This window comes from Dactylosporangium sucinum (assembly GCF_014647515.1).
GTDB classification, from domain to species: domain Bacteria; phylum Actinomycetota; class Actinomycetes; order Mycobacteriales; family Micromonosporaceae; genus Dactylosporangium; species Dactylosporangium sucinum.
In genome coordinates this window covers 100,126-122,702 of record NZ_BMPI01000003.1, presented here as the reverse complement: position 1 = coordinate 122,702, position 22,577 = coordinate 100,126, and the positions used below count along the sequence as shown (strand labels likewise).

Annotated in this window: 27 protein-coding genes; 11 read left to right on the top strand and 16 right to left on the bottom strand. The window is 74.1% G+C overall.

The genetic code is table 11. From position 1 onward, the window contains the following. Positions 1-40: 40 nt before the first annotated feature. Entirely contained in the window at positions 41-829 is a 789-nt protein-coding gene (locus IEZ31_RS03245) for an alpha/beta fold hydrolase (protein WP_190248187.1), read from the bottom strand. 130 nt (positions 830-959) lie between these two features. Between IEZ31_RS03245 and IEZ31_RS03240 the strand changes: the two genes are divergently transcribed. The 5 genes from IEZ31_RS03240 to IEZ31_RS03225 all read left to right on the top strand — a co-directional run bounded on the left by IEZ31_RS03240 (position 960) and on the right by IEZ31_RS03225 (position 2,944). After that, positions 960-1,382 (top strand): hypothetical protein, encoded by a 423-nt coding sequence (locus IEZ31_RS03240; protein ID WP_190248186.1) that lies wholly within the window; start codon positions 960-962, stop codon positions 1,380-1,382. Between the two features lie 58 nt (positions 1,383-1,440). Beyond that, entirely contained in the window at positions 1,441-2,169 is a 729-nt protein-coding gene (locus tag IEZ31_RS03235; RefSeq protein WP_190248185.1) for a histidine phosphatase family protein, read from the top strand. After that, a complete protein-coding gene (locus IEZ31_RS56040) occupies positions 2,153-2,389 on the top strand; it encodes a carbohydrate kinase family protein (RefSeq protein ID WP_229834072.1) in 237 nt (78 codons plus the stop codon). Before IEZ31_RS03235 ends, IEZ31_RS56040 begins: the two co-directional genes overlap by 17 nt. Positions 2,390-2,524: 135 nt before the next feature. Then, positions 2,525-2,698 carry a hypothetical protein gene (locus IEZ31_RS56035; RefSeq protein ID WP_229834069.1) on the top strand — a complete coding sequence of 58 codons (174 nt, stop codon included), beginning with the start codon at positions 2,525-2,527 and terminating at the stop codon, positions 2,696-2,698. A gap of 21 nt (positions 2,699-2,719) precedes the next feature. Beyond that, positions 2,720-2,944 (top strand): hypothetical protein, encoded by a 225-nt coding sequence (locus IEZ31_RS03225; RefSeq protein ID WP_190248184.1) that lies wholly within the window; start codon positions 2,720-2,722, stop codon positions 2,942-2,944. A gap of 73 nt (positions 2,945-3,017) precedes the next feature. Here the strand turns inward: IEZ31_RS03225 and IEZ31_RS03220 are convergent, their stop codons facing one another. Beyond that, the gene (locus tag IEZ31_RS03220; protein WP_190248183.1) at positions 3,018-4,385 is read right to left on the bottom strand and encodes a hypothetical protein; all 1,368 of its coding nucleotides are present in this window, start codon (positions 4,383-4,385) and stop codon (positions 3,018-3,020) included. 1 nt (position 4,386) lies between these two features. Then, entirely contained in the window at positions 4,387-4,803 is a 417-nt protein-coding gene (locus IEZ31_RS03215; protein ID WP_190248182.1) for a DUF2000 domain-containing protein, read from the bottom strand. Positions 4,804-4,853: 50 nt separating this feature from the next. Here IEZ31_RS03215 and IEZ31_RS03210 point away from each other — a divergent pair, with 50 nt between their 5' ends. Next, complete coding sequence (locus IEZ31_RS03210; RefSeq protein WP_190248181.1) at positions 4,854-5,681, top strand: AraC family transcriptional regulator; 828 nt, start codon at positions 4,854-4,856, stop codon at positions 5,679-5,681. Here IEZ31_RS03210 and IEZ31_RS03205 read toward each other — a convergent pair. Continuing rightward, on the bottom strand, positions 5,633-6,004 hold the full coding sequence (locus IEZ31_RS03205) for a cupin domain-containing protein (RefSeq protein WP_229834061.1): 372 nt from the start codon (positions 6,002-6,004) through the stop codon (positions 5,633-5,635). The genes IEZ31_RS03210 and IEZ31_RS03205 overlap by 49 nt on opposite strands. Before the next feature lie 59 nt (positions 6,005-6,063). Here IEZ31_RS03205 and IEZ31_RS03200 point away from each other — a divergent pair, with 59 nt between their 5' ends. Continuing rightward, entirely contained in the window at positions 6,064-6,489 is a 426-nt protein-coding gene (locus IEZ31_RS03200) for a MarR family winged helix-turn-helix transcriptional regulator (RefSeq protein WP_190248179.1), read from the top strand. A gap of 181 nt (positions 6,490-6,670) precedes the next feature. On the opposite strand, the gene IEZ31_RS03195 is transcribed toward IEZ31_RS03200, so the two are convergent. After that, positions 6,671-7,624: an RNA polymerase subunit sigma-70 gene (locus IEZ31_RS03195; RefSeq protein ID WP_190248178.1), complete on the bottom strand. Its 954-nt coding sequence runs from the start codon at positions 7,622-7,624 to the stop codon at positions 6,671-6,673. A 58-nt stretch (positions 7,625-7,682) separates the two neighbouring features. Here IEZ31_RS03195 and IEZ31_RS03190 point away from each other — a divergent pair, with 58 nt between their 5' ends. Continuing rightward, on the top strand, positions 7,683-9,002 hold the full coding sequence (locus IEZ31_RS03190; protein WP_190248177.1) for a DHA2 family efflux MFS transporter permease subunit: 1,320 nt from the start codon (positions 7,683-7,685) through the stop codon (positions 9,000-9,002). Here the strand turns inward: IEZ31_RS03190 and IEZ31_RS03185 are convergent. The 3 genes from IEZ31_RS03185 to IEZ31_RS56030 are packed head-to-tail and all read right to left on the bottom strand — an operon-like array spanning position 8,937 to position 11,337. Next, positions 8,937-9,524, bottom strand: coding sequence for a hypothetical protein (locus IEZ31_RS03185; protein WP_190248176.1), 588 nt, complete (start codon positions 9,522-9,524; stop codon positions 8,937-8,939). The two genes, IEZ31_RS03190 and IEZ31_RS03185, sit on opposite strands and share 66 nt — an antisense overlap. Beyond that, positions 9,521-10,123 (bottom strand): MMPL family transporter, encoded by a 603-nt coding sequence (locus tag IEZ31_RS03180; RefSeq protein ID WP_229834162.1) that lies wholly within the window; start codon positions 10,121-10,123, stop codon positions 9,521-9,523. The genes IEZ31_RS03185 and IEZ31_RS03180 overlap by 4 nt, the downstream gene beginning before the upstream one ends. 50 nt (positions 10,124-10,173) lie before the next feature. Further along, positions 10,174-11,337 (bottom strand): MMPL family transporter, encoded by a 1,164-nt coding sequence (locus tag IEZ31_RS56030; protein WP_229834058.1) that lies wholly within the window; start codon positions 11,335-11,337, stop codon positions 10,174-10,176. Between IEZ31_RS56030 and IEZ31_RS56025 the strand changes: the two genes are divergently transcribed. Then, positions 11,243-11,776 carry a TetR family transcriptional regulator gene (locus IEZ31_RS56025; protein ID WP_229834057.1) on the top strand — a complete coding sequence of 178 codons (534 nt, stop codon included), beginning with the start codon at positions 11,243-11,245 and terminating at the stop codon, positions 11,774-11,776. The genes IEZ31_RS56030 and IEZ31_RS56025 overlap by 95 nt on opposite strands. Here the strand turns inward: IEZ31_RS56025 and IEZ31_RS03170 are convergent. Beyond that, positions 11,733-12,263: a hypothetical protein gene (locus IEZ31_RS03170; protein WP_190248174.1), complete on the bottom strand. Its 531-nt coding sequence runs from the start codon at positions 12,261-12,263 to the stop codon at positions 11,733-11,735. The two genes, IEZ31_RS56025 and IEZ31_RS03170, sit on opposite strands and share 44 nt — an antisense overlap. Positions 12,264-12,277: 14 nt before the next feature. On the opposite strand from IEZ31_RS03170, the gene IEZ31_RS03165 reads away from it, so the two are divergent. Both IEZ31_RS03165 and IEZ31_RS03160 read left to right on the top strand, forming a co-directional pair. Next, a complete protein-coding gene (locus tag IEZ31_RS03165) occupies positions 12,278-13,039 on the top strand; it encodes a glycoside hydrolase family 16 protein (protein ID WP_190248173.1) in 762 nt (253 codons plus the stop codon). A gap of 213 nt (positions 13,040-13,252) precedes the next feature. Beyond that, a complete protein-coding gene (locus IEZ31_RS03160) occupies positions 13,253-15,208 on the top strand; it encodes a glycoside hydrolase family 99 protein (RefSeq protein WP_190248172.1) in 1,956 nt (651 codons plus the stop codon). 156 nt (positions 15,209-15,364) lie between these two features. Here IEZ31_RS03160 and IEZ31_RS03155 read toward each other — a convergent pair whose 3' ends face one another. From IEZ31_RS03155 to IEZ31_RS03125, 7 genes are read right to left on the bottom strand one after another with little or no spacing between them, the layout of a single operon-like run. Next, entirely contained in the window at positions 15,365-16,246 is an 882-nt protein-coding gene (locus IEZ31_RS03155) for an alpha/beta hydrolase (RefSeq protein WP_190248171.1), read from the bottom strand. Then, positions 16,243-17,358 carry an LLM class flavin-dependent oxidoreductase gene (locus IEZ31_RS03150; RefSeq protein ID WP_190248170.1) on the bottom strand — a complete coding sequence of 372 codons (1,116 nt, stop codon included), beginning with the start codon at positions 17,356-17,358 and terminating at the stop codon, positions 16,243-16,245. The genes IEZ31_RS03155 and IEZ31_RS03150 overlap by 4 nt, the downstream gene beginning before the upstream one ends. Then, positions 17,355-18,305 carry an ABC transporter ATP-binding protein gene (locus IEZ31_RS03145; RefSeq protein WP_190248169.1) on the bottom strand — a complete coding sequence of 317 codons (951 nt, stop codon included), beginning with the start codon at positions 18,303-18,305 and terminating at the stop codon, positions 17,355-17,357. Before IEZ31_RS03145 ends, IEZ31_RS03150 begins: the two co-directional genes overlap by 4 nt. Beyond that, positions 18,302-19,273, bottom strand: coding sequence for an ABC transporter ATP-binding protein (locus IEZ31_RS03140; protein WP_190248168.1), 972 nt, complete (start codon positions 19,271-19,273; stop codon positions 18,302-18,304). The genes IEZ31_RS03145 and IEZ31_RS03140 overlap by 4 nt, the downstream gene beginning before the upstream one ends. Next, the gene (locus IEZ31_RS03135) at positions 19,254-20,054 is read right to left on the bottom strand and encodes an ABC transporter permease (RefSeq protein ID WP_229834051.1); all 801 of its coding nucleotides are present in this window, start codon (positions 20,052-20,054) and stop codon (positions 19,254-19,256) included. The genes IEZ31_RS03140 and IEZ31_RS03135 overlap by 20 nt, the downstream gene beginning before the upstream one ends. After that, the gene (locus IEZ31_RS03130; RefSeq protein ID WP_190248167.1) at positions 20,051-20,995 is read right to left on the bottom strand and encodes an ABC transporter permease; all 945 of its coding nucleotides are present in this window, start codon (positions 20,993-20,995) and stop codon (positions 20,051-20,053) included. Before IEZ31_RS03130 ends, IEZ31_RS03135 begins: the two co-directional genes overlap by 4 nt. Beyond that, on the bottom strand, positions 20,992-22,518 hold the full coding sequence (locus tag IEZ31_RS03125) for an ABC transporter substrate-binding protein (RefSeq protein ID WP_190248166.1): 1,527 nt from the start codon (positions 22,516-22,518) through the stop codon (positions 20,992-20,994). Before IEZ31_RS03125 ends, IEZ31_RS03130 begins: the two co-directional genes overlap by 4 nt. Positions 22,519-22,577 lie beyond the last annotated feature (59 nt).

The following is a 22,577-nucleotide window of genomic DNA, read 5'->3' as shown; positions in this document are numbered from 1 at the left end:
CCGAACGGCCACCATCGGCGCAGGAGCCGCAGCAGCGCGCTCACTCCGCCTCCACCCGGTCGAGCCACTCGCCCATGAGCGCGTCGAAGAGCGCCGGCTGCTCGAACTGCAGGTTGTGCCCGGCGACGTCCAGCACCGCGAACGTCGCCCGCGGATACTGCGGCAGCAGCGCGAACTGGTCCACGTAGCCCACGCTCGCGTCCTGCCGACCTGTCAGGATCAGCGTCGGCCGCTCGAACGGCGGGCCCTCCTCCGGCGCGGGCCGCAGCACCCAGCGCCGCCGGATGCGGGCCATCGCCTCGTGGTCGGCGGCGTCGAGGCCCGTGAGCACCTCTTCGCGCCAGCGCCGCAGCGTCTCCGGCGTCTGCACGACCGCCATGCCCGCATACTCCTCGGCCAGCCATGGCTCCAGCCCCGACACCAGCGCCGGGTCCGGCCGCAGGACCTGATGCGCCGGCACCGTGCGGTCGGCGTGCTCGACGGCGGTGCCGATCGGGCAGATGAGCGCCAGCCCGCGCACCTGCGGCCGGCGCACGCGGGCCAGGGCACGGGCGAGATAGCCGCCATACGACTCGCCGATCAGCAGGAACGGCGCGTCGCCGAGCTCGCGTGCGACGAACGCGTCGAGCGCGCCGAGCATGTCGTCGGAGCCGGCGATCGACGGCGGCGCCGGCGTGCGGCCCATCCCCGGCAGGTCCGGATAGAGCCGCCGATAGCCCGCGCGGCGCCCGAAGAGCGGCTCCAGGCAGCCGAGCATGAGGCGGTGATCGGGTGTCCAGCCGTGGATGGCGAGCACCGTTGTGCCCGTGCCGTGCGCGACGAAATGCATGCCCGCATCGTGCCCGCCGGGTCTGACACTTTTCCGGCCCAGCCACGAAAAGTGAAGCGAGTTGTACCGATCGTCACGGCGCTCCGTGGCCGTTTGACGCCCGGCCCCGGCGTCGGGTTGGCTCTCGCACATGCCGAGCCGCTTCACGGACGAACGAGAAATCACCGGCGTCGCCGACCTGACGCCGGTCCAGCGCGACCAGCTCCGGGCCGCCGGGAAGCTGTACGACGGGGAGGACCTCGACGCCGCCGCCCGGCTCGTCGACGACCCGGACGACGAGCGGAGCTTCCTGGGCTTCTGCAACCTGTGGCGGGTGGTCGACGGTTCCGAGGACCGCTACGACGCCTGGCTGTATCAGGTCGACAGCGGCACGATCTTCCGCGCGGGAACGACCGACGTGGCGGCGGAGATCATCCAGTTCGGCCTGGAGACACGCGACCCGGCGGTGCGGGCGGAACTGGGTCCGGCTCTGGTGGAGGCGGGGCTGTTACCCAAGTCCGACGTGAGCTATCCGGAGTTCGCCGGGCTGCTCCGCACCCAGCAGGGCGCGTAGGCCCGGCGCGCTGCGGGGACGGTGCATAGGAGCCGATCGGGAAGGGTACGGGGGCGCCATGGCGGAGCTGCGATGGCTGGGTGTGGTGCGGCACGGGCAGAGCACCGGCAACGTCCTGGCCCAGGAGGCCGAGGCCGGCGGACTCGACGTCATCGACATCGCGGAGCGGGATGCCGATGTGCCGCTGTCCGACCTCGGGCGCGACCAGGCGGCGGCCGTCAACCGGTGGCTGCGGGAGCTGCCGCCGGACGACCGGCCCGACGTGGCGGTCGTGTCGCCGTACCTGCGGACGCGCCAGACCGCCGAGATCGCCCTCGACGGGACCGGCGTGCGGGTCGTCTACGACGAGCGGCTCCGCGACCGCGAGCTCGGCGTGCTCGACCTGCTGACCGCCCGCGGGGTCGAGGCGCGGCTGCCCGACGAGGCGGCGCGGCGAAGACGGCTCGGCAAGTTCTACTACCGCCCGCCCGGCGGCGAATCATGGACGGACGTCCTCCTGCGGATCCGCAGCCTCCTGCGGGACGTCCGCGAGGAGCACCCCGGCGGGCGTGTGCTCCTCGTCGGTCACGAGGCAGTGGTACTGCTGGTGCGATACCTGATCGAAGGGCTCACCGAGTCGGAGCTGCTCGGCATCGCCCACGCCACCACGATGGCGAACGGGTCGATCAGCAGCTGGCGGGCCGAGGACGGGGTGCTGCGGGCCGAGTGGTTCAACGCCGTCGACCACCTCCGCCGGTATGGTGCGGCACCGACTCGGCAGGAGGACGTGAATGCCGAGCCGGTCTGACACCACCATCATCACGCCGGGGCTGCTGCGGCGGTGGCCGCTGCCGGGAGGGGAAGGCGACAAGGAGCGCCGCGGGACCGTGCTCGTCATCGGCGGGTCGCGGGACACGCCGGGCGGGGTGCTGCTCGCCGGGATCGCCGCCCTGCGCGCCGGGGCCGGCCGATTACAGCTCGCCTTCGCCGCCAGCTCGCCGTCGCCGCCAGCACCGCCGCCGCGCTGAGCATCGCCGTGCCCGAGGCGAAGGTCGTCGGCCTGCCCGAGACCGACGAGGGCAGCCTCGCCGGGAAGGTGCCGGCCCGAACTGCCCAACGGCGGCCCGCAGCCCGAACTGCCCAAGAGCAGCCCGCAGCCGATCGTGCTCACGCCGAACCGGACCGAGGCGGGCCACCTCCTCGGCGAGGAGGCCGGCGACGATCTGGCCGGGGTGGTCGGGGCGCTCGCCGCGCGGTACCAGGCGGCGATCACCCTGCACGGGCACGTGGCCGCACCCGCCGGGCGCGCCTGGCTCGAGGAGAGCACGGTCGGCTGACCGCCCCGACCGGTCAGCGACGTGCGCAGGACGTCGTCGCCGCGCGAGGGCGACAACGGCACCGAGCCCGAGGACGAGGGCGACGCGATCCCGTCCGGAGGTGGGAACAGCGGGGCCGGCGGGGTGAGCGCCGTGCCGTGTCTCGTCGGGGGCGACGGTCGCGGACTCCTGGTAGGAGACGCGGCCGGGGATCTCGACGAGACAGGGGCCTCCTTGCCCGGGCGTCGCGACGGCCTGCAGGACTAGGTATGCGCCGGTCTCCCGGCGGATCAGGTCCGCGGCGCGGTGGCGGGCCGTCACCAGGAGCCAGGCCCGCGGGTCATTCACCCAAGGGGCGAACGGGCGCCGGCGAAGGTGGACACTCCCGCAGCGCGATCTCCTCCATCGCCCACAACAGCCGCTCGGAGTCGGCCGGCGCGACCCACCGCGTGTCGGTGTGCACGGTCAGCCGCAGGCCCTCGGCGAGCGACTCCACGTCGAGGATCAGCGGCTCCAAGCCGGGATGGTCCTGGCGCGTGATCCAGGTGAACGACGACGGCGGCAGGTCGGCGAGCGACGGCGGCAGGTCGTCGAGCGACGGCGGCAGGTCGTCGAGCGACGGCGAGTCCATCGGCACCGCGCCGCGGCGGTCGTTCAGGAAGCAGCCGATCTGCAGTTCGGAGCCTCGCTCGGCACCGATCCGGGTGACCGACGCCCACAGGTCGCGCTGGTCGAAGTACGCGTGCTTGAACCCGGACAGCGCCGCCCGCCGCGCCCGGTCCACGACCTCGTCGAACGGACCGGACGTGTCGATCAGGCACAGGCCGGCCTGCGTCGCCGTGCACACCACGCCGGCCAGGCCGGCGCGGAAGCGGTTGCTCACCACCGGCCGCACCACGACCGGCGTGAGGCCCGAGGTCTCGCCGACCGCCGCGGCGAACACCGCGAGCAGCGTCGCCGCCGGGTCCACGTCCAGCCGCGCGGTGAGCACGCGCAGGGCCAGGTCCAGGGCCACCGAGTCGAGGACGCCCCGCCAGTACCGCGGGCTGGCCGGCGCCGCGGGCACGGGGAACCGCACCGGCGGCATCGCCCGCAGGACCGCCTCGAAGTGCCGCTGCGCGCCCGTGTTCTGCCGGCGCCCGGCCGGCGACTCCTGCCAGCGCGCCTGCGCGAGCGGCGCCAGCCCCTCGACGGGCGTCGCCGGCCGCTCCCGCACCTCGCGGAGCATGATCTGCGCGCCAGCCCCGTCGGTCGCGAAGTGTGACAGCAGCGCCACCAGGTGCGTGGGCTCGCCGTCGCGCCGGATCACGGCGGCGCGGATCGGCCACTCGACGGCGAAGTCGAGCGGGCGGTCGCGGTACGCGTCCACGACCGAGCCGACGTCGAGGTCGTCATAGACCAGGACCGTCAGCGAGCCGGAGCCGAAGACCTCCTGCGTCGGCGTCTCCCCGTCGAACCGCAGCAGCGTCCGCAGCGTCACGTGCCGGCACATGTGCCAGCGCAGCTCGTCGAGCACGTCCTCGAGCGTCGTGCCGGGCTCCAGTTCCACCGCGCCGCCCAGCGGCATCCAGTGGCCGAGCGTGCGGATCGCGTTCCAGCTCTCGATCTGGCCCCACGAGAGCGGGCCGCGACCGGCGCCGTCCCCCTCGAACGGGACCTCCAGACGCTCGACGATGGCGGCCTCCTCGCGTGGGGTGGGCAGCCGCATACTAACCGTGCAGTCGGGCCCCTTTCAGGATCCGGTCCACGGAGTTTTTCGGCCCGTGCACGGCGAGTCCGACGAGCCGCAGCTCAGCGCGCGGCACCGCCCGGACGGCCGCGCGATTGTCGTCGTCGTTGCCGGTCTTGAAGAGCTCCTCCGTGAAAACTGCACACGCGACGCCCCGCTCGACGGCCCGCGCGTGTGCCGCGCGAAGCGTCTCGAAGGCACCCTCGAAGATCATCACCGGCTGACCGAACATCGGCAGGTACGGGGTGCCGTCCGCGTCCGAGTAGTCCGAACCGAGCAGCGAGGGCTGGGTGCCCGCGATACCGCTGACGACGAATGCGGTGACGTTGAGCCGCTGCCAGACCGCCAGGTCGTCGCGGAGCAGTACGGCGATCTTGGTGGGAAAGGAGGAGGTCATGCACCTCACGGTGCCCTCGCGCGAGCGGGCCCGTCTTGTACGTTGTGTACATGACCACCGAGCTGGTCACGGCCTGGCGCCCGACGGTCCCCGGCGTCACCGAGGTGTTCCACGCGCACTTCGTCGACCACGCGTATCCGCTGCACGTCCACGACGCCTGGACGCTGCTCATCGTCGACGACGGCGCGATCCGCTTCGACCTCGACCGCCACCGCCGCGGCGCGGCCGGCGCGAGCGTCACCATCCTGCCGCCGAACGTGCCGCACAACGGCCGCGCCGCGACCGACCGCGGGTTCCGCAAGCGGGTCGTGTACCTCGAGCCCGACATCCTCGACACCCGCCTGGCCGGGGCGGCCGTGGACCACCCCGGCTTCGACGACCCGCTGCTGCGCCGGCGCATCCACCAGCTGCACGAGGCATTGCGCCCCGGCGACGAGTTGGAGGCCGAGAGCCGGCTCGCCCTCATCCGCGGCCGATTGCAGGCGCATCTGGACCGGCATCACGCCGATCCGGCGGTACCGCTGCCCCGTCGCCTGGCGGACGGCCTGCGCGAGCTGCTCGATGCCCGTACCGCCGAGGGAATCACCCTGCGGGAAGCCGGATCCCTGCTGGGCAGCCACCCTGGCCACCTGGTCCGCGCGTTCACGTCCACGTTCGGCCTGCCGCCCCATCGGTACCTCGTGAGCCGGCGCATCGAGCACGCCCGCCGGCTACTGCTGTCCGGCGCGCGGCCGGCCGAGGCGGCGGCGCTGGCCGGCTTCCACGACCAGGCCCACCTGCACCGCCACTTCCGGCGCCACCTCGGCGTGACGCCGGGCGCGTACGCGGCTCAGGCGGCCCAGGGCGGCGTGCCGATCACCGCCCCGTCGGCCCCGTAGGCGGTGAAGCCGGCCGGCAGCGCGACGTACACCTCCGCCGGCTCGCCGGTCGGGTTGGCCACGGCGATCGGCGCCCCGGCCGGGACGACCGCCGAGTCGCCGGGGCCGAGCAGGTCGCCGTCCGGCGTGACGCGGACCTGCCCGGACAGAACGATGAACACCTCGTCACGGTCGATGGTGTGCGGGGTGGAGTCGCGCCCGGCGGGCACGGTGAGGCGCCAGACGCACTGCTGCGCGGAGCCGTTGGACGGGCCGGCGAACACGGTGAACCGCGCGCCGCCGAACTCGAAGCGCGGCGCGTCGGCCGCACGCACGATACTCACTGCGGAAGTCATGGGAGAGAAACTAAACCAGGTTTCTCATTTTGTAAACGGGGTTTCGTATGCCCGACGATGATCTGCCGATCGGCCGGCTGCTGCTGCATGCCCACCGCCGCGCCCAGGCGGCGTCGCTGGCCCGGCTCCAGGCGAGCGGCTACGCGGACGTCCGCCTCGGCCACGTCCCGGTGCTCACGGCGCTGGCCGAGGACGCGGAGATGCGGATCACCGACCTGGCGGCCAAGGCCGGGATGACCCGCCAGATGGCCGGCCGGCTGGTCCGCGAGCTGGAATCCCTCGGCTACCTGGCGACCCGTCCGGACCCGGGCGACCAGCGGGCCGTGGTCGCCGCGCTGAGCCCCCGCGGCACCGCGTTCCTGGCCGCGGCCCCGGCCGCGATGTCCGCCGTGGACGAGGACTTCGCGGCCCTGCTCGGCGCCGACGACCTGGCCCGCCTGCGCGCGGCCCTGGTGAAGATCGCGGACTCCTAGCGGCCGCCGCCCGTCACCGGCAACCGGCGTATCGTGGCGGCGTAACGGGGATCGAGGACGGGCTTCGGCGGGTGGCCGAGTTGGGCGCGCGCGAGCACTGGCTGGCCGTGCTGGTGACGATGCGGCCGGACGGCGAGCCGTCGACGTCCGTGGTCAACGCGCTTCGCAACCAACCCCTGATCTAGAGACGTGCGGGCAGGTCGAACCAGGGCAGGACCGCGTTGTCCATGAAGCGGGTGAAGGCGCTCACCGCGTCGCCCGCCACCGTCACCACGAGCAGGCCGTGGGCGTGCCAGGCCGGGTCGTCGCCCTCGCGGATGTAGGCGCCGAAGGCCGGCTGGCCGTTCGCGCCCACCGGGACCAGCCGGTAGCGGCGGCCGTTGCGGAAGCCCACGCGGCGGAGGAAGTCGGCGATCGCCGCCCGGCCCTGGTACTGGTGCGGCGCCGGCGGCATCGTGAGCCAGGCGTCGTCGGTGAGCAGCGACACCACCGCGTCGACGTCGCCGCTCTCGATCGCCTCGGCGAACCGGCCCGCGGCGGCCTGCTCGCGGGCGGTGCCGGGGCGCTCGGCGGGCGGGGCGGGCAGCACCGACCGGGCGCGGCGCAGGGCGGCGTTCACCGCGTCCTCGGTGGTGTCGAGCAGGTCGGCGACCTCGGCCGCGCGGAACCCGAGCACGTCGCGCAGCACGAGCACCGCCCGCTGGCGCGCAGGCATCAGTTGTACCGCGGTGATGAACGCGAGCGAGACGGCCTCCCGCGACTCGGCGAGCGCCTCGGGCAGCAGCGCGTCGGGGACCGGCTGCACCCACAGCGGCTCGGCCATGCGGGTCGGCGTCGGCGGCACGACGTCCGGCGGGAACACCGACACCGGCCGGCGCGACGCGTCGCGCACCGAGTTGAGGCAGCGGTTGGTCGCGATGCGGTACAGCCACGTGCGCACCGACGACCGTCCGGCGAAGCCGTCGAGGCCGCGCCACGCCGCGGTGAGCGTCTCCTGGAGCACGTCCTCGGCGTCCTGGACCGATCCCAGCATGCGGTAGCAGTGTACGTACAGCTCCCGGCGGTACGGCTCGACGAGCGCACCGAACGCGGCCCCGTCCCCCGCCCGCGCCCGGGCCACCAGCTCAGCGTTCATCACCACCATGCTGACACCGCGGCGACCGGAAAACCGTCGCGGCGGTGTCTGCACGGGCATGAGAACACAGCGATGGGCCCTCGGGCTCAGCTCAGCCGCGTCATTCATGGTCGTGCTCGACATGCTCGTCGTGGCCACCGCGCTCAGCAGTATCCGCCGCGACCTCGGCGCCTCGCTCGCCGAGCTCGAGTGGACCGTCAACGCCTACACGCTCAGTTTCGCCGTCCTGCTGCTGACCGGCGCGGCACTGGGCGACCGGTTCGGCCGGCGCCGGATGTTCGCGGCCGGCCTCGGCCTGTTCACGGCCGCGTCGGCGGCGTGCGCACTGGCGCCGTCGGCCGGCGCCCTCATCGCGGCCCGGGCCGTCCAGGGCGCCGGCGCCGCGGTGATCATGCCGCTCGCCCTGGCCACGCTCAACGCCGCGTTCCCGCCGGAGCGGCGCGGCTGGGCGACCGGGGTGTACGGCGGGGTGACCGGCCTGGCCGCGGTCGTCGGACCGGTCGTCGGCGGCGCGGTCGCCCAGGGGCTGGCCTGGGAGTGGATCTTCTGGCTGAACCTGCCGGTCGGGCTGGCCGCGATCCCCCTCGTCCTGACCCGCACCGCCGAGCACCGCGGCGCACCGGCCAGGATCGACCTGCCCGGCCTGGTCCTCGCGGCCGTCGCGGCGTTCGGGCTCACCTGGTCGCTCGTGCGCGGCGAACCGATCGCGGCCGCGGCCGGGCTCGCCGGCGCGGTGGCGTTCGTGCTGTGGGAGCGGCGGGCGGCGGCGCCGATGCTGCCGCTGCGGCTGTTCCGCTCCCGCCCGTTCGCGGCGGGCAACGTCGCGATCTTCTTCGTCAACGCGGCGCTCACGGGTGCCATCTTCTTCCTGGCCCAGATGTGGCAGGAGTCGTACGGCCAGAGCCCACTCTCGGCGGGACTGCGTCTCCTGCCGATCGGCGTGGCGCCGCTGCTGCTCGCCCCGCGGGCCGGCGCCTGGGCGGACCGCTTCGGCGAGCGCTCGCTCATCGCCGCCGGCGGCATGGTCCTCGCGGCCGCCCTCGGCTGGCTGGCGGCCGCGCCGACGTTCCCGGTCGCGGCGCCCGCGCTGATGGGCCTCGGCATCACGCTCGCCGTCCCGGCGGCGACCCGGGCCGTGGTGAGCCGGGTCGCGCCGCCGGAGATGGCCAAGGCGTCGGGCACGTTCAGCACGCTCCGCCAGCTCGGCGGCGCGTTCGGCGTCGCCGCGGCAGGCGCCGCGTTCGCGGGCGGCGCCGCGCCGGTGTGCGGCCTGATGGCGGCGCTCGCCCTCGGCGGCGCCGCCGGCGGGCTGCTACTCGAACGCCGGCAGCGCCTTGAAGTCCTCGTCGAGCCGGACGCTCGGCAGCAGCCGGCGTAGCAGCCCGCGGACCAGGGTGAGCGGATGCTCGGGGAACATCGCGTCGTACCGCTCGTCGTCGGCCTGGAGGAACGGCAGCCCGCCGGTCAGCTCGGGTGCGTACGGCGAGCGCAGGAAGGCGTGCTCCGGCCCGAGCTGGCCCATGATCAACGCTTCCCGGAACCCGGTCGTGCCCAGCTCGGCCGCCTGCAGCTTGAACATCACGCTGCAGGTGGCCTTGGGAAGGATGTACGAGCCGAGGAACACCAGCCCGTGGCCCTGCCAGTGCGGGATCTTGACGAGCTGCCGCACGGCCGGGGTGCCGTCGACCGGCTCGCCGACCGCCTCGATGAGCCCGGCGCCCTGCGCCGCCGTGTTCCGGGCGAGACCGGCCTGCAACGCGGGCAGGTCGTGCAGCGGCGCCGGCAGGTCCGGGCGCAGGTCGAAGAAGTGCAGCGTCAGGACGGTGCCGTGCTCGTCCCGCCAGGCGAGCTCGTCGACCTGCTCGAAGCCGGTCAGGTCGATCGCGGTGATCGGAGTCATGATCCGGCATTCTGGCCGACGAGCGCCGGCCGCGCCGCCCCGTCGCTCTCGGTGAGGCCGATGCGGCGGTGCAGGCGGCGCAGCGGGGCCGGGGCCCACCAGTTGGCGTGGCCGGCCGGGCGCATCAGGGCCGGGGCGAGCAGGCCGCGGATCAGGGTCGCGTCGACGAGCACCGCGAGGGCCATGCCGATGCCGAGCTGCTGGAGGAAGACCACGCGGCCGGTCGCGTACGCCGCGAAGGACACCGCCATGACGGCCGCCGCGGCGGTGACGAGCGGCGCGCTGCGCGCGATGCCGGCCGGCACCGAGCCGACCGGGTCGCGCGTGCGGTCGTACGACTCCTTGATCCGGGCCAGGAGGAACACCTCGTAGTCCATGGAGAGGCCGTAGGCGATGCAGAACATCAGGATCGGCACGCTGGGCTCGATCGACCCGGTCGGCGTGAAGCCCAGCAGGCCGCTGAGGTTGCCCTGCTGGAACACGAACACGAGCGCGCCGAACATGACCGACAGGCTCAACGCGTTGAGCACGGCGGCCTTCAGCGGCGCGACCACGCTGCCGGTCATGAGGAACAGCACCGCGAACGTGACGGCGACGATGAGGCCGGCGACGAGCGGCAGGCGCCGCGTGACGCCGTCGCGGTAGTCGGTCAGCCCACGGCGTCGGCCTCCTCCTGGGCGAACCCCGCGCGGATCTGGTCGTACAGCTGGCGCACCGGCGCAGACGAGGGCAGCACGCGGTCGTCGGGCAGGCCGAACCGGATGCCCAGCACCGGCGCGCCGAGCAGCAGGAGCAGCGCCAGGGCCACGCCGCCGTAGCGCAGCGGGCGGCGCACCACCCGCGCGGCGACCCGGCCCCAGAAGCGCTCGGCCCGCGGGGCCGCGTCGACCCGCCGGCCGAGCAGCGCCAGGGCGGCCGGCAGCACGACGACCGCGCCGGCGACGGCGGCGAGCACGACGGCGACGGCGGCGAGCACGACGGCGAGGCCGGCCCACGCGAAGGAGCTGAGGAACGGGAACGGGAACGCGAACAGCACGGCCACGGACGCGGCGACGGTGGCCCCGCTGAAGACCACGGTGCGCCCGGCGGTGCGGACCGTCCGGCCGACGGCGCCGGGGCCGTGCGGCAGCTCCTCGCGGAAGCGGAAGATCATGAAGAGCCCGTAGTCGACGCCGAGGCCGATGCCCATCGCCAGCGCGATGTTCGACGCGAACGTGGAGACGTCGACGCCGGCCGCGACGACCAGGCGCAGGAGGGCGAGGGAGCCGGCGACCGCGAACAGGCCGATGCCGAGGGTGACCAGGGCGGCGGCGACGCGGCGGTACACCCACCACAGCATGAGCACCACGAGCGGGAGGATGACCAGCTCGGCGCGGAGGAAGTCCTGGCGGGCCTGCTGCATCACCTGCCGGAACACCTCGTCGCCGCCGCCGACGACGACGGTGAGCTCGGCGTCCTCGCGGGTGAACGCCGGGGTCAGCGCGGGCAGCACGCCGCGGCGCACCTCGTCGGCGCTGCCGGGCAGCCAGGCCAGCACGAGCGCCTGCCGGCGGTCGGCGCTGCGCAGGGTCTCGGGGTTGCCGCGGGTCCAGTACGACCAGGCGTCGCCGACGCCCGCGAACGCGCGCAGCTCCCCGGTGAGCCGGGTGCCGGCCGCGGCGATCGCGTCGACGTCACCGTCGCGGGCCGTGACCAGCAGCGCGACGTTGGGGCTGCCGGTGCCGAAGTGGTCGGCGAGCGCCTGCCGGGCCAGGATCGCGATCGCCGCCGAGGCGGGCGTCTCCCCCGGCTCGCTGTACCAGTTCTTCGCCAACAAGGAGGCGATCGCCGCCGCGCTGGCCGGGCGGTTCGTGACCCAGATGCGTGAGGCGCACGAGGCGGCGCTGCTGGGCACCCCGGTGTCCACATTGGACTGGCCCGAGGTGGTCGACCGCACGGTCGAGCCGATCCTCGCGTTCAACGTGGCCAACCCGGGGTTCAAGGCGCTGTTCGCCCGCCCCGACATGCCGCCCGGACTGGCCGCCGCGGCCGAGCCGATCCAGGCCGCCCTGCTCGGCCGGGTCGAGTCGGTGATCGCCGCGAAGGCGCCGGGCCTGACCGCGCAGGAGCGCACCCGCACGGCCCGGGTCGCGATCCAGATCTTCCAGGCCATGCTGCCGATGGCGCTGGCGGCGGCGCCGGACGAGCGGCCGGCGGTGATCGCCGAGCTCAAGAAGGTGTTGTACCGCTACCTGTCGGCGCTTTCGCCATGACCTCGGACGAGTGGCGGAAGGCGGCCCGCACCCGGGCGACGACCGTGACCAGGGGCAGGGCGACCGAGGCCCAGAAGACCGCGTCGAGCGCCGCCCCGAAGGCGTCGAACGACCGCGACGCGATGCCCGGCCGCTCGGCCATCAGCTCGTGGGCCCGCTCCACGGTCGGCATGTCGTCGTGGGTGAAGCCGGTGTGCACGAACCCCCACGGGTAGCCCTGGCCGCGGTGGTAGCAGAACATGCAGCCGATGTCCTCGCGCACGAAGAACAGGCTGGCCGCGAGCCCGGCGGCGGCGAGCCCGCCGACCGCGGACCAGCCGATGGCGCCGACACCCTTCCCACTCACCCCGAACCAGGCCAGGATCGAGCCGGCGACGATCAGCGCGGCACCGAAGGCGCGCAGGTGCGGGACGGACTGCCCGAGCTGCAGCAGGGCGCCGAACACGACCATGGGCATTCCGACGAGCGCGTGCACCGCGAGCCGCATAGATTGATGGTGCCATGGATTTCGAGGATCATTTCGACGGTTCCGGGCTCGATCCCGCCGCCTGGCTGCCGCACTACCTGCCGGCGTGGAGCTCGCGGGCCGCGACCCGGGCCACCTACGAGGTCCGGGACTCCTGCCTGTGGCTGACGATCCCGCCGGCCCAGGGGCTGTGGCTGCCCGGCGAGCACGAGCCGCCGCTGCGGGTGTCCGGCATCCAGTCCGGCAACTGGTCCGGCCCGGTCGGCGGCACGCGCGGCCAGCAGCCCTGGCGGGACGGGGCGGTGGTCCGCGAGGCGCAGCCCGCGTTCCGCGGGTGGACCCCGGCCGGCGGGCACCTCGAGCTGCGGGCCCGCGCGGTGCTCAGCGCGCGCACGATGGCCGCCTGGTGGCTGGTCGGGCTGGAGGACGAGCCGGAGCGGTGCGCCGAGATCTGCGTGATGGAGGTGTTCGGCGACGCCGCGCAAGCCGTCGGCATGGGCCTGCACGCGTTCCGCGACCCGGCCGTCACCGAGGACTTCGCCGCGCCGCGGCTGGACATCGACGTCGGCGAGTTCCACACGTACGCGGTGGACTGGACGCCCGCGGCGGTCACCTTCTCCGTCGACGGCGTCACGGTGCGCTCATGCGCCGGGCCGCCGACCTATCCGATGCAGATGATGCTCGCGGTCTTCGATTTCCCGGCCAAGCCGGACGACGCCTACGTCGACCCATGGTTCGTGATCGACTACATCAGCGGTAAGAACTTGCAAGACTTACATCGAAGTCTTGCGTTGTGATGCGGCTTGCTGGCAAGCTTTGCCGCAGAAGCCGACATGGTCAGCACCGCCAACCGCGCGCCTCGCGTGGGCTGCTCAGTGCCGGTCCGGCGGGCCCGCCCAGCCCGCCGTCCCCACGTCAACCGACCTGAAGAGCGCCGACGCCGACGACCCGGCCGCCACCGGGTCCGCCCCGCCGTGCGCTCCCGGGCCCGGTCCACCCGAGGAGTCCACATGGGAGTTTCCCGCCGCTCCGTCATCGCGACCTCGCTGGCCGGCGCCGCCGCGACCGGCCTGCCGCTCGCCGCCGGCGCCACCCCGGCCGCGGCCGCCAGCCCGCCCGGCGACGTCGTCGGCAAGGTCACCGTCGGCTACCAGGGCTGGTTCGCCTGCATCGGCGACGGCGCCCCGATCAACGGCTGGTGGCACTACAGCCCGAACTGGTCGCAGTCCCCGGCACCGGGCGCGTGCTCGATCACCTGCTGGCCGGACATGCGCGACTTCACCCGCGGCTACCGGTCCAACTTCGCCAACCTCGGCAACGGCCAGCCGGCGAACCTGTTCTCGTCGTACGACCAGCAGACGGTCGACACGCACTTCCGCTGGATGCAGCAGAACGGCCAGGACACGGCCGCGCTGCAGCGCTTCAACCCCTTCGGCGGCGAAGGGCCGACCCGGGACGCGATGGCGGCCAAGGTCCGGCAGTCCGCCGAGGCCTACGGGCGGAAGTTCTACATCATGTACGACGTCACCTGGTGGCTGAACATGCAGTCGGAGATCAAGACCGACTGGACCACCAAGATGTCGGCGTACACGTCCTCCCCCGCCTACGCGCGGCAGAACGGCAAGCCGGTCGTGTGCATCTGGGGCTTCGGCTTCAACGACGACGGCCGCCCGTTCCAGCCGGCCGCCTGCCTCGACGTCATCAACTGGTTCAAGAACCAGGGCTGCTACGTCATCGGCGGCGTGCCCACCCACTGGCGGCTCGGCACCGACGACTCGCGGCCCGGCTTCATCGACGTCTACCACGCGTTCAACATGATCTCGCCGTGGATGGTCGGGCGGATCAGCGACAACAACGGCGCCGACTGGTTCTACCAGAACCGCGTGCTGCCCGACCTCGCCGACCTCAACCCGCGCGGCATCGACTACCAGCCCTGCATCATCCCCGGCGACCTCGCGGCCGGCCACCGCCGCCACGGCGAGCTCATGTGGCGGCAGTTCTACAACCACACCCGCGCCGGCGTGCAGAGCGTCTACATCTCGATGTTCGACGAGTTCAACGAGGGCAACCAGATCGCCAAGACGGCCGAGAGCGCGGCCTTCCAGCCGACGAACTCGGGCATGCGGGCGCTCGACGAGGACGGCACGCCCTGCTCCGCCGACTACTACCTGCGGCTCACCAACGACGGCGGGCGGATGCTCAAGGGGCAGGTCACGCTGACCGCGACCCGGTTCACCCCGACGTTCCCGACCGGCCCCGACGCCACCGCCCCGTCCGTGCCCGGCAACCTGCGGGTCACCGGCACCACCGACACGACCGTGGCGCTCGCCTGGAACGCGTCGACCGACAACGTCGGCGTCGCCGGCTACCGGGTGTCCCGCGGCGGTACCGTCGTGGGCACCACCACCATGCTCGCCTTCACGGTCACCGGCCTGACCGCCTCGACGGCCTACCAGTTCACGGTCGCCGCGTTCGACGCCGCGGGCAACGGCTCCGGCCCGTCCAACATCGTCAACGTCACCACCGCGGCGCCGCCGAACGGCAACGTCAACCTGGCCGCCGGCCGGCCGACCGCCGAGAGCAGCCACACCCAGGTGTACGGCAGCGGCAACGCCACCGACGGGAACACCGACACCTACTGGGAGAGCGCGAACAACGCGTTCCCGCAGTGGCTGCAGGTCGACCTCGGCAGCGCCGTCGCCACGAAGCGGATCGTGCTCACCCTGCCGCCGTCGTCGGCCTGGGGCACCCGCACGCAGACGCTGTCGGTCACCGGCAGCACCGACGGCGGCTCGTTCACCACGATCGTGGGCTCGGCCGGCTACACGTTCAACCCGGCGACGGGCAACACCGCGACGATCGTCTTCGCCAGCACGGCGACCGTCCGGTACCTCAGGCTGAACTTCACGGCGAACACCGGCTGGCCGGCGGGCCAGGTCTCCGAGTTCCGCGTGTACAACGCCTGACCGCTCGTCCGGAGTCCTCCGCTCCGCACGGCCGACGCCGACGGCCGCGCGGAGCGGACGGGGCACGGCCCGGCCGGCCCGACGCCGACGGGCCGGCCGGCAGCGCAACCCCACCCCCGCGGGTGGCGACCAGGCGTCCGGTCGCCACCCGCCCCCTCAAGCGGGTCGGGTGACGGTGAGGATCGGGGTCACCGCCCGGTCCGCCCGCAGGCGTTCGAGCCATAGGACGACGTGGGCGGCGACCGTGCGGTGGGTGATGTCGTTCAGCGCGTCGTGCCGGCCGGCGCGAACGGTCGCCAGCTCGGCCTGGGGCAGGGCGGCGGCCAGCGCGCGGGCCGCGTCCACGGGGGTCACCGGGTCGGCCTCGCCGTGGACGACGAGGACGGGCACGGCCACCGCGCCCGGGTCGACGGACTCCCGGAGCCCGGCGGGGAGCGGCTCGGTCAGCGCGCCGCGGCGGAACCCGGTGTCGCCTGTGAGCCGGGCCTGGTGGGTCGGGCAGGCGCTGCGGGCCTCCAGCTCGGCATCCCAGCCGCCGGTACGCAGCCGGCCCGGGTCCCCCGTTTCGGTCGGTCGACCGACCAAGCCCAAGCCGTCTTCGGTCGGTCGACCGACCGAGCTCAAGCTACTACCTTCGGTCGGTCGACCGACCAGGCCCGAGCTGTTCGGTCGGTCGACCGACCGAAGCTCCGGAGCGGTCCGCGCCGAGGGCGGCGCGGCCCCGGACCACGGCGTGCCCGCCACGATGGCGCCGTCCACGGCGAGGGTTGCCGCCAGCCTCAGCGCGTGCAGGGCGCCCTCGTCCGAGCCGACCAGCACCACCGGGGCCACCGCCTCGCCGACGGCCGCGGCGGCGGTGGCCGGGGCGACGGAGCGCACCGCGTACCCGTCCACGGCGAGCCGCCGGCCGAACCGGTCGTAGACCCCGGCGTGCTCGCCCCGGCCCGGCAGGATCAGCAGGGTGCCCCGGACCGCGATCGCGGCCGGCGGGTCCCAGCGGGCGCCGGCCACGACCGGCGCGCCCACCGTCGCGGTCACCGGGCACCCGCCGCGAGGGCCGCCGGCGCGGCGGTGGCGGCGCGGTGGGCCAGCTCCTGGCGCACCAGCGGGAGGAGGTGCCGGCCGTAGTCGATCGCGTCGTCCAGCGGGTCGTACCCGCGGATGAGCAGCGTCGTCACGCCGATGTCGACGTAGTCGAGCAGCGCCCGGGCCACCGTCTCCGGCGTGCCGACGAGCGCGGTCGAGTTGCCGCCGGCGCCGGTGGCCTTCGCCGGGGCGGTCCACAGGGCGCGGTCGTGCACGTCGCCCTGCTCGGCCGCGGCGAGCAGCCGCTGCGAGCCGACGTTCTCCGGCGGACCGTCGGTGCGCCAGGCGCGGGCCGGCCAGTTCGACCGGCCGGTCACGATGGTGTCGAGGATCGCGTGCGCCCGCTCCCAGGCCAGCTCCTCGGTCGGGCCGAGGATCGGGCGGAACGAGACGCTGATGCCCGGCGGCTCGGCCCGGCCGGCGGCCGCGGCGGCCGCGCGGACGGAGGCGATCTGCTCGGCCGTCTCCTTCAGCGGCTCGCCCCACAGCGCGAACGTGTCGGCGTGCTTGCCGCCGACGCGGTACGCCGCCTCCGACGAGCCCCCGAAGTACAGCGGGATCCGATGCTGCGGCTGGACGTGGGCGGCGAAGTCCTCGAACCGGTAGAACCTCCCCTCGTAGGAGAACGGTTCGGGCGAGGACCACGCGCGGCGGAGGATCTCGAGGTACTCGTCCGTGCGGGCGTAGCGGTCGTCCTTGTCGAGGTAGTCGCCGTCGCGCCGCTGCTCGGCGTTGTTGCCGCCGGTGATCGTGTGCACCGCGACCCGCCCGCCGCTGAACTGGTCGAGCGTCGCGAACTGGCGCGCGGCGAGCGTCGGGGCGACGAACCCGGGCCGGTGGGCGATGAGCAGCCCGAGCCGCTCGGTGTGGGCGGCGACGTGGGCCGCGACCTGGCCGCCCTCGGGCCAGCCGGAGCCGTAGCCGATGAGGATCCGGTCGAAGCCGGCGTCCTCGTGGGCGCGGGCGAAGCGCCGCGTGTACGCCGGATCGACGACCGGTCCGCTCGGCGCATGGATCTCGGAGGCGTGCTGGGTGCCGATCATGCCGATGAACTCGACCGTCATGGCGTGGTCTCCTTTACGGGTAGCGAGAACGGGTGGTGGCAGGCGACCGCGCGGCCACCGTCCACGGTGGACAGCGCGGGCACCGTGGCGCACGCTCCGGTGGCGAAGGGGCAGCGGCTCGCGTATGGGCAGCCGTCGCCGGGGACCGGCGGGGCGCCGGCCGGGCGGCGCAGCGCCGACGCCGGGATCGGGTGGTCGCGGCGGACGCTCGGGGCCGACGCGGTCAGCAGGGCCGTGTACGGGTGGCGCGGGTTGGCCAGCACCTCCTCGGCCGGGCCGTGCTCGACGAGCCGGCCGCCGTAGAGGACGGCGACCCGGTCGGCGATGCCGGCCAGGGAGCTCAGGTCGTGGGAGATGACCACGACCGTGACGTCCGCGGTGGTGCGCAGGTCGGCGAGCAGGCGCAGGACGTGGTTGCGGTTCGAGGCGTCCAGCGCGCTCACCGGCTCGTCGCACAGCAGCAGCCGCGGGCGCATCGCGATGGCCCGCGCCAGCAGCACCCGCTGCCGCTGGCCGCCCGAGATGCGGCCCGGCGTCCGGCCCGCGAGGGCCGGGTCCAGGCCGACCTGGCTCAGCGCCCACTCGACCCGGTCGCCGACCGGGCGGCCAGCGACGGCGAGGCCCTCGGCGACGATGGTGGCCACGGTGTGCTGCGGGTCGAGGGCGCGCAGCGGGTCCTGGAAGACGTACTGCACCTGCCCGGTGCGCCGCCAGTCGCGCAGCGCGCGGCCGCGCAGGCCGGTGAGGTCGGTGCCGGCGAACCGGATCCGCCCGGCGGTGACCGGCGCGAGCCCGACGACGGCGCGGGCGAGCGTGGTCTTGCCGGAGCCCGTCTCGCCGATGATGCCGAGGATCTCGCCGGTACCGGCGGTCAGCGAGACCCCGGCCAGGACGCGCTGGCGGCGGTAGGTGACGTCGAGGTCCTCGACCGACAGCAGCGCGCTCACCGGGCGCCCACCAGCGCGAGGTCGGCCGCCCGGTGGCAGCGCACCTGCCGGTCGCCGTCGAGCGTGGACAGGGCGACGGGCGTGGCGCAGGCGTCCGTGGCGTGGGCGCAGCGCTCGGCGAACCGGCACCCGGCGGGCGGCGCGCCCAGCTCCGGCGGGCGGCCGGGGATCACCTCCAGCTCGCGGCGGCGCCAGTCGCCGAGCGACGCGACGCGCAGCAGTGCCTCGGTGTACGGGTGCCGCGGGCCGGCGATGACCTCGGCGGTGGGGCCCTGCTCGACGACCTCCCCGGCGTAGAACACCACGATCCGGTCGCAGACCTCGGCGACGACGGCGAGGTCGTGGCTGACGAGCAGCAGGGCCAGGCCGCGCTCCGCGCGCAGGCGGCGCAGCAGCTCCAGCACCTCGGCCTGCACGGCCGTGTCGAGGGCGGTGGTGGCCTCGTCGGCGACGAGCAGCTCGGGCTCGCCGGCGACCGCGATGGCGATGAGCGTGCGCTGGAGCATGCCGCCGGACAGCTCGTGCGGGTACTGGTCGACGACCGCCTCCGCGCGCCGGATGCCGACGGCCGCGAGCAGCTCGACGGCCGCGGCCCGGGCCGCCCGGCGGGGCAGGCCGCGCTTGAGCCGCAGCTGCTCGGCGAGCTGGCGGCCGACGGTGAGCGACGGGTTGAGGTACGACGCCGGATCCTGGAACACGGCGGCCAGCCGGTTGCCGCGGATCCGGTCCCAGCCCCGGCGGTCCAGGCCGGTCAGCGCGGTGCCGTCGAGCTCGATCCGGCCGCCGGTGACGGCGACGCCGGGCGGCAGCACGCCGAGCACGGCCCGGCAGGTCAGGGTCTTGCCGGAGCCGGACTCGCCGACGAGGCCGACCGACTCTCCCTTGTGGACGGTGAACGACACGTGCTGTACCGCCGGACCCCGACCGGCGACCGTGATGTCGAGGTCGTCAACGCGCAAGACCGGCATCGACCCGCTCCTTCGAAGTGGTGTGGTCCGCGAGGGCGTTCAGGGCCGCGACGGTCACCATGATCAGCGCGGCGGGGATGACCGGGGCCCACGGCTGCTGGGCCAGGAAGCCGAGGTCGCTGGCGAGCACGCCGCCCCAGGTCGGCGCGGGCGGCTTGACGCCGATGCCGAGGAACGTCAGCGACGACACGGCGAGCAGCGCGCCGCCGGTCGCCTGGGCCGCGGTCACGGCGACGGTCGGCAGCACCTTGCCCCAGACGTGGGTGCGCAGGATCCGGGTGCGGGAGGCGCCGAAGAGCTCGGCGGCCTCGACGTACTGCGCCCGGGTGAGCCGCAGCCCGGCCGCCCGGGTGACCCGGAAGAACAGCGGCGCGAACAGCGCCCCGATCGCGATCATCGCCTGGGTCAGGCCGTTGCCGAGGATGCCGGTGACGGCGACCGCGAACACGATGAACGGCAGGGTCATGAGGGCGTCGGCGGCACGCAGCAGCAGCCACTCGACCGTGCGGCCCAGCCACAGCGACGCGAGCCCGGGCACGACGCCGAGGAGCAGGCCGACGCCGACGCTCTGGAGCGCGGCGAGCACGGTGGTGCCGGTGCCGGCGAGCAGCCGGCTGAACACGTCGCGTCCGAGGTAGTCGGTGCCGAACGGGTGGGCGAGGCTGGGGCCGCGCAGCGCCAGGTCGGGCTGTTGCAGCAGCGGGTCGTGCGGCGCGATCGCCCCGCCGGCGACGGCGAGGACGGCGACCACGGCGAGCACGCCGATCGCGGTGCGTCTCACTGGCGGCCTCCCTGCGGGGTGAGCCGGAGCAGGGCCAGGTTGACCAGGGTGTTGCAGACCAGCACGACGGTGATGGTGACGAGCAGGGTGCCCTGGATCAGCGGCACGTCGTGCTGCTCGGACGCCTGCAGGGCGAGCCGCGCGACGCCGGGCAGGTTGAAGATCTTCTCGGTGACGACGGCGCCGCCGAGCACCATCGGCACGCCGATGCCGAGCACGGTGAGGGCGGGGCCGACCGCGTTGCGCAGCGCGTGGCGGAACAGCACCCGGCGGGGGCCGAGCCCGCGGACCACGGCCCCCGTGACGTAGTTCTCGCCGAGCTGCCCGACGAGCGAGGTGCGCAGCTGCCGGGCGATCGACGCGGCGATGTCAAGGCTGAGCGCGAGCGCCGGCAGGATCGCGAACCGCAGCCACGGCAGGAACCCGGCCTCGATCGGCACGTAGCCGCCGGCGGGCAGCGCGCCGAGCAGCACGGAGAAGACCACGATCAGCCCGATGCCGACGACGAACGGCGGCAGCGTGCCGAGCCCGGAGGCGACGAACGTGACCGCCCGGTCGAACCGGCCGCCCTGGCGCAGCGCCGCGCCGATCCCGGCGGCGCCGCCGAGCAGCACCGCGAGGAGCACGGCGAGGCCGGCGAGCGTCAGGTCGACCGGCAGCGCGGCGAAGATGCTGTCGGACACCGGGATCGTGGTGAAGTACGAGCGGCCCAGGTCGCCGGTGAGGGAGGCGCCGAGCCAGTCGGCGTAGCGGGCCAGGAACGGCCGGTCGAGCCCGAACTCGTGGTTCATCCGGGCGATGTCGGCCGCGGTGGCCGTCTCGCCGAGGACGGCCGCCGCCGGGTTGCTCGGCGACAGCGCGCCGAGCCCGAACGTCAGCAGCGAGGCCAGGACGAAGACGACGACGGGCGTCGCGAGCGTGGGCCCGAGCCGGCGGGTCATGCCACGGTCACCCCCTCGAACCGCTGGACGACGGTGAACTCCGGGATCGCCGACACGTTCGGCCGGCGGGCCAGGATCCGGGGCACGCTGTAGAGGAAGACGTTCGGCATCGAACGGACCGCGACCGACGTCGCCTCCTGGAGCACCTTCGCGTAGTCCGGCGAGTCGAGCGGGGTCCGGCTCACCACGGCCAGCGCGTCGGCGAGCTCCGGCGGCTGCTGGCGGCCCGGGTTCATCAGGCCCTCCTTGCCGAACAGCACCTGGAACGCCTGCACCGCCGAGTCGCGGCCGGCGAACTGGTCGACGAACAGGGCCTTGGCGTGCTGCACGTACACCAGCTGCGTGGCCTGCGCCTGCGGGATGACCTCGATCGTGGGCTTGAACCCGACGGCCTGCAGCTGGGACTGCAGCTGCTCGGGCACGCCGGCGGCGGCCGCGGTCGTGATGACGACGTCGACGGGCGCGCCCTGGTAGCTGGACTCGGCGAGCAGCTGACGGGCCTTGCCGGGGTTGTAGGCGTAGATGCCGTCGAGGGCCGGGGCGTAGCCGACGTAGTTCTTCGGGAACGGCTGGTAGGCGACGTCGCCGTGGCCGAACTGCGCGGTCTTCAGCAGCGCGGCCCGGTCGACGGCGTAGCGGAGGGCCTCGGCGACCTTCGGGTCGTCGAACGGCTTCTTCGTGATGTTCACGTCGAGCACGGCGACGACGAGCGACGGGATGACCTGCACCTGCAGGCCGGCCGCCTTGGCCGCCTCGACCTGGCTGCCCGGGATCTGCGCCACGTCGTACTGGCCGGACTGCAGCGCGGCCACGACGGTCGCCGCCTCGGGCAGCGGGTAGGCCTCGAAGTGCTGGAGCTTGATGCTGGCCGCGTCCCAGTAGTCGGGGTTGCGGGCGAACACCGCCTTGGCGTTCTGGGTGTACGCCGTGAGCGTGAACGGGCCGGCCCCGACGGGCTGGGTGGCGAGGGCGGCGGCGTCGCTCTCGAACGCCTTCGGGCTCACGATCATGCCGGTCTTGCCGGCCAGCAGGTTGGGGATCTGGAAGTCGGGCGCCTTGAGCTTGATCACGACGGTACCGCCGTCCGGCGCCTCGACCGCCGCGACGTTCACGAGCTGCGGGCCGACGAGCGACTTGGGGAGGTCGCGACCGCGCTCGAGGCTCTTCTTGACGGCGGTCGCGTCGAGCGGGGTGCCGTCGGAGAACTTGAGGCCGGGCCGCAGCGTGAAGGCGACCTCGGTGCCGTCGGCGTTGTACTTCCAGCCGGTGGCGAGGGCCGGTACCGCGTCGCCGCGCTCGTCGAGCTTGGTGAGCCCGGCGTACACCAGGGACAGCACGTGCACGTCCCAGCCGGCCGAGCTGGTCACCGGGTCCCAGCTGGTGGTCAGGGCCCAGCCCCACTTGAGCGTGCCGCCGCCGGCGGCGCCCGGGACGGTGCCGTCGCCGCACGCACCGAGCAGCGTCGCGGCACCGGCGGCGGCGCCGAGGCCGAGGAACGACCGGCGGCTGATGTCTGTCTTCATGGGGGCCCTTCCATGGGTGCTGTTTCTGGGTGCGCTGACTCGTCCGCCGGCGCTCGGCC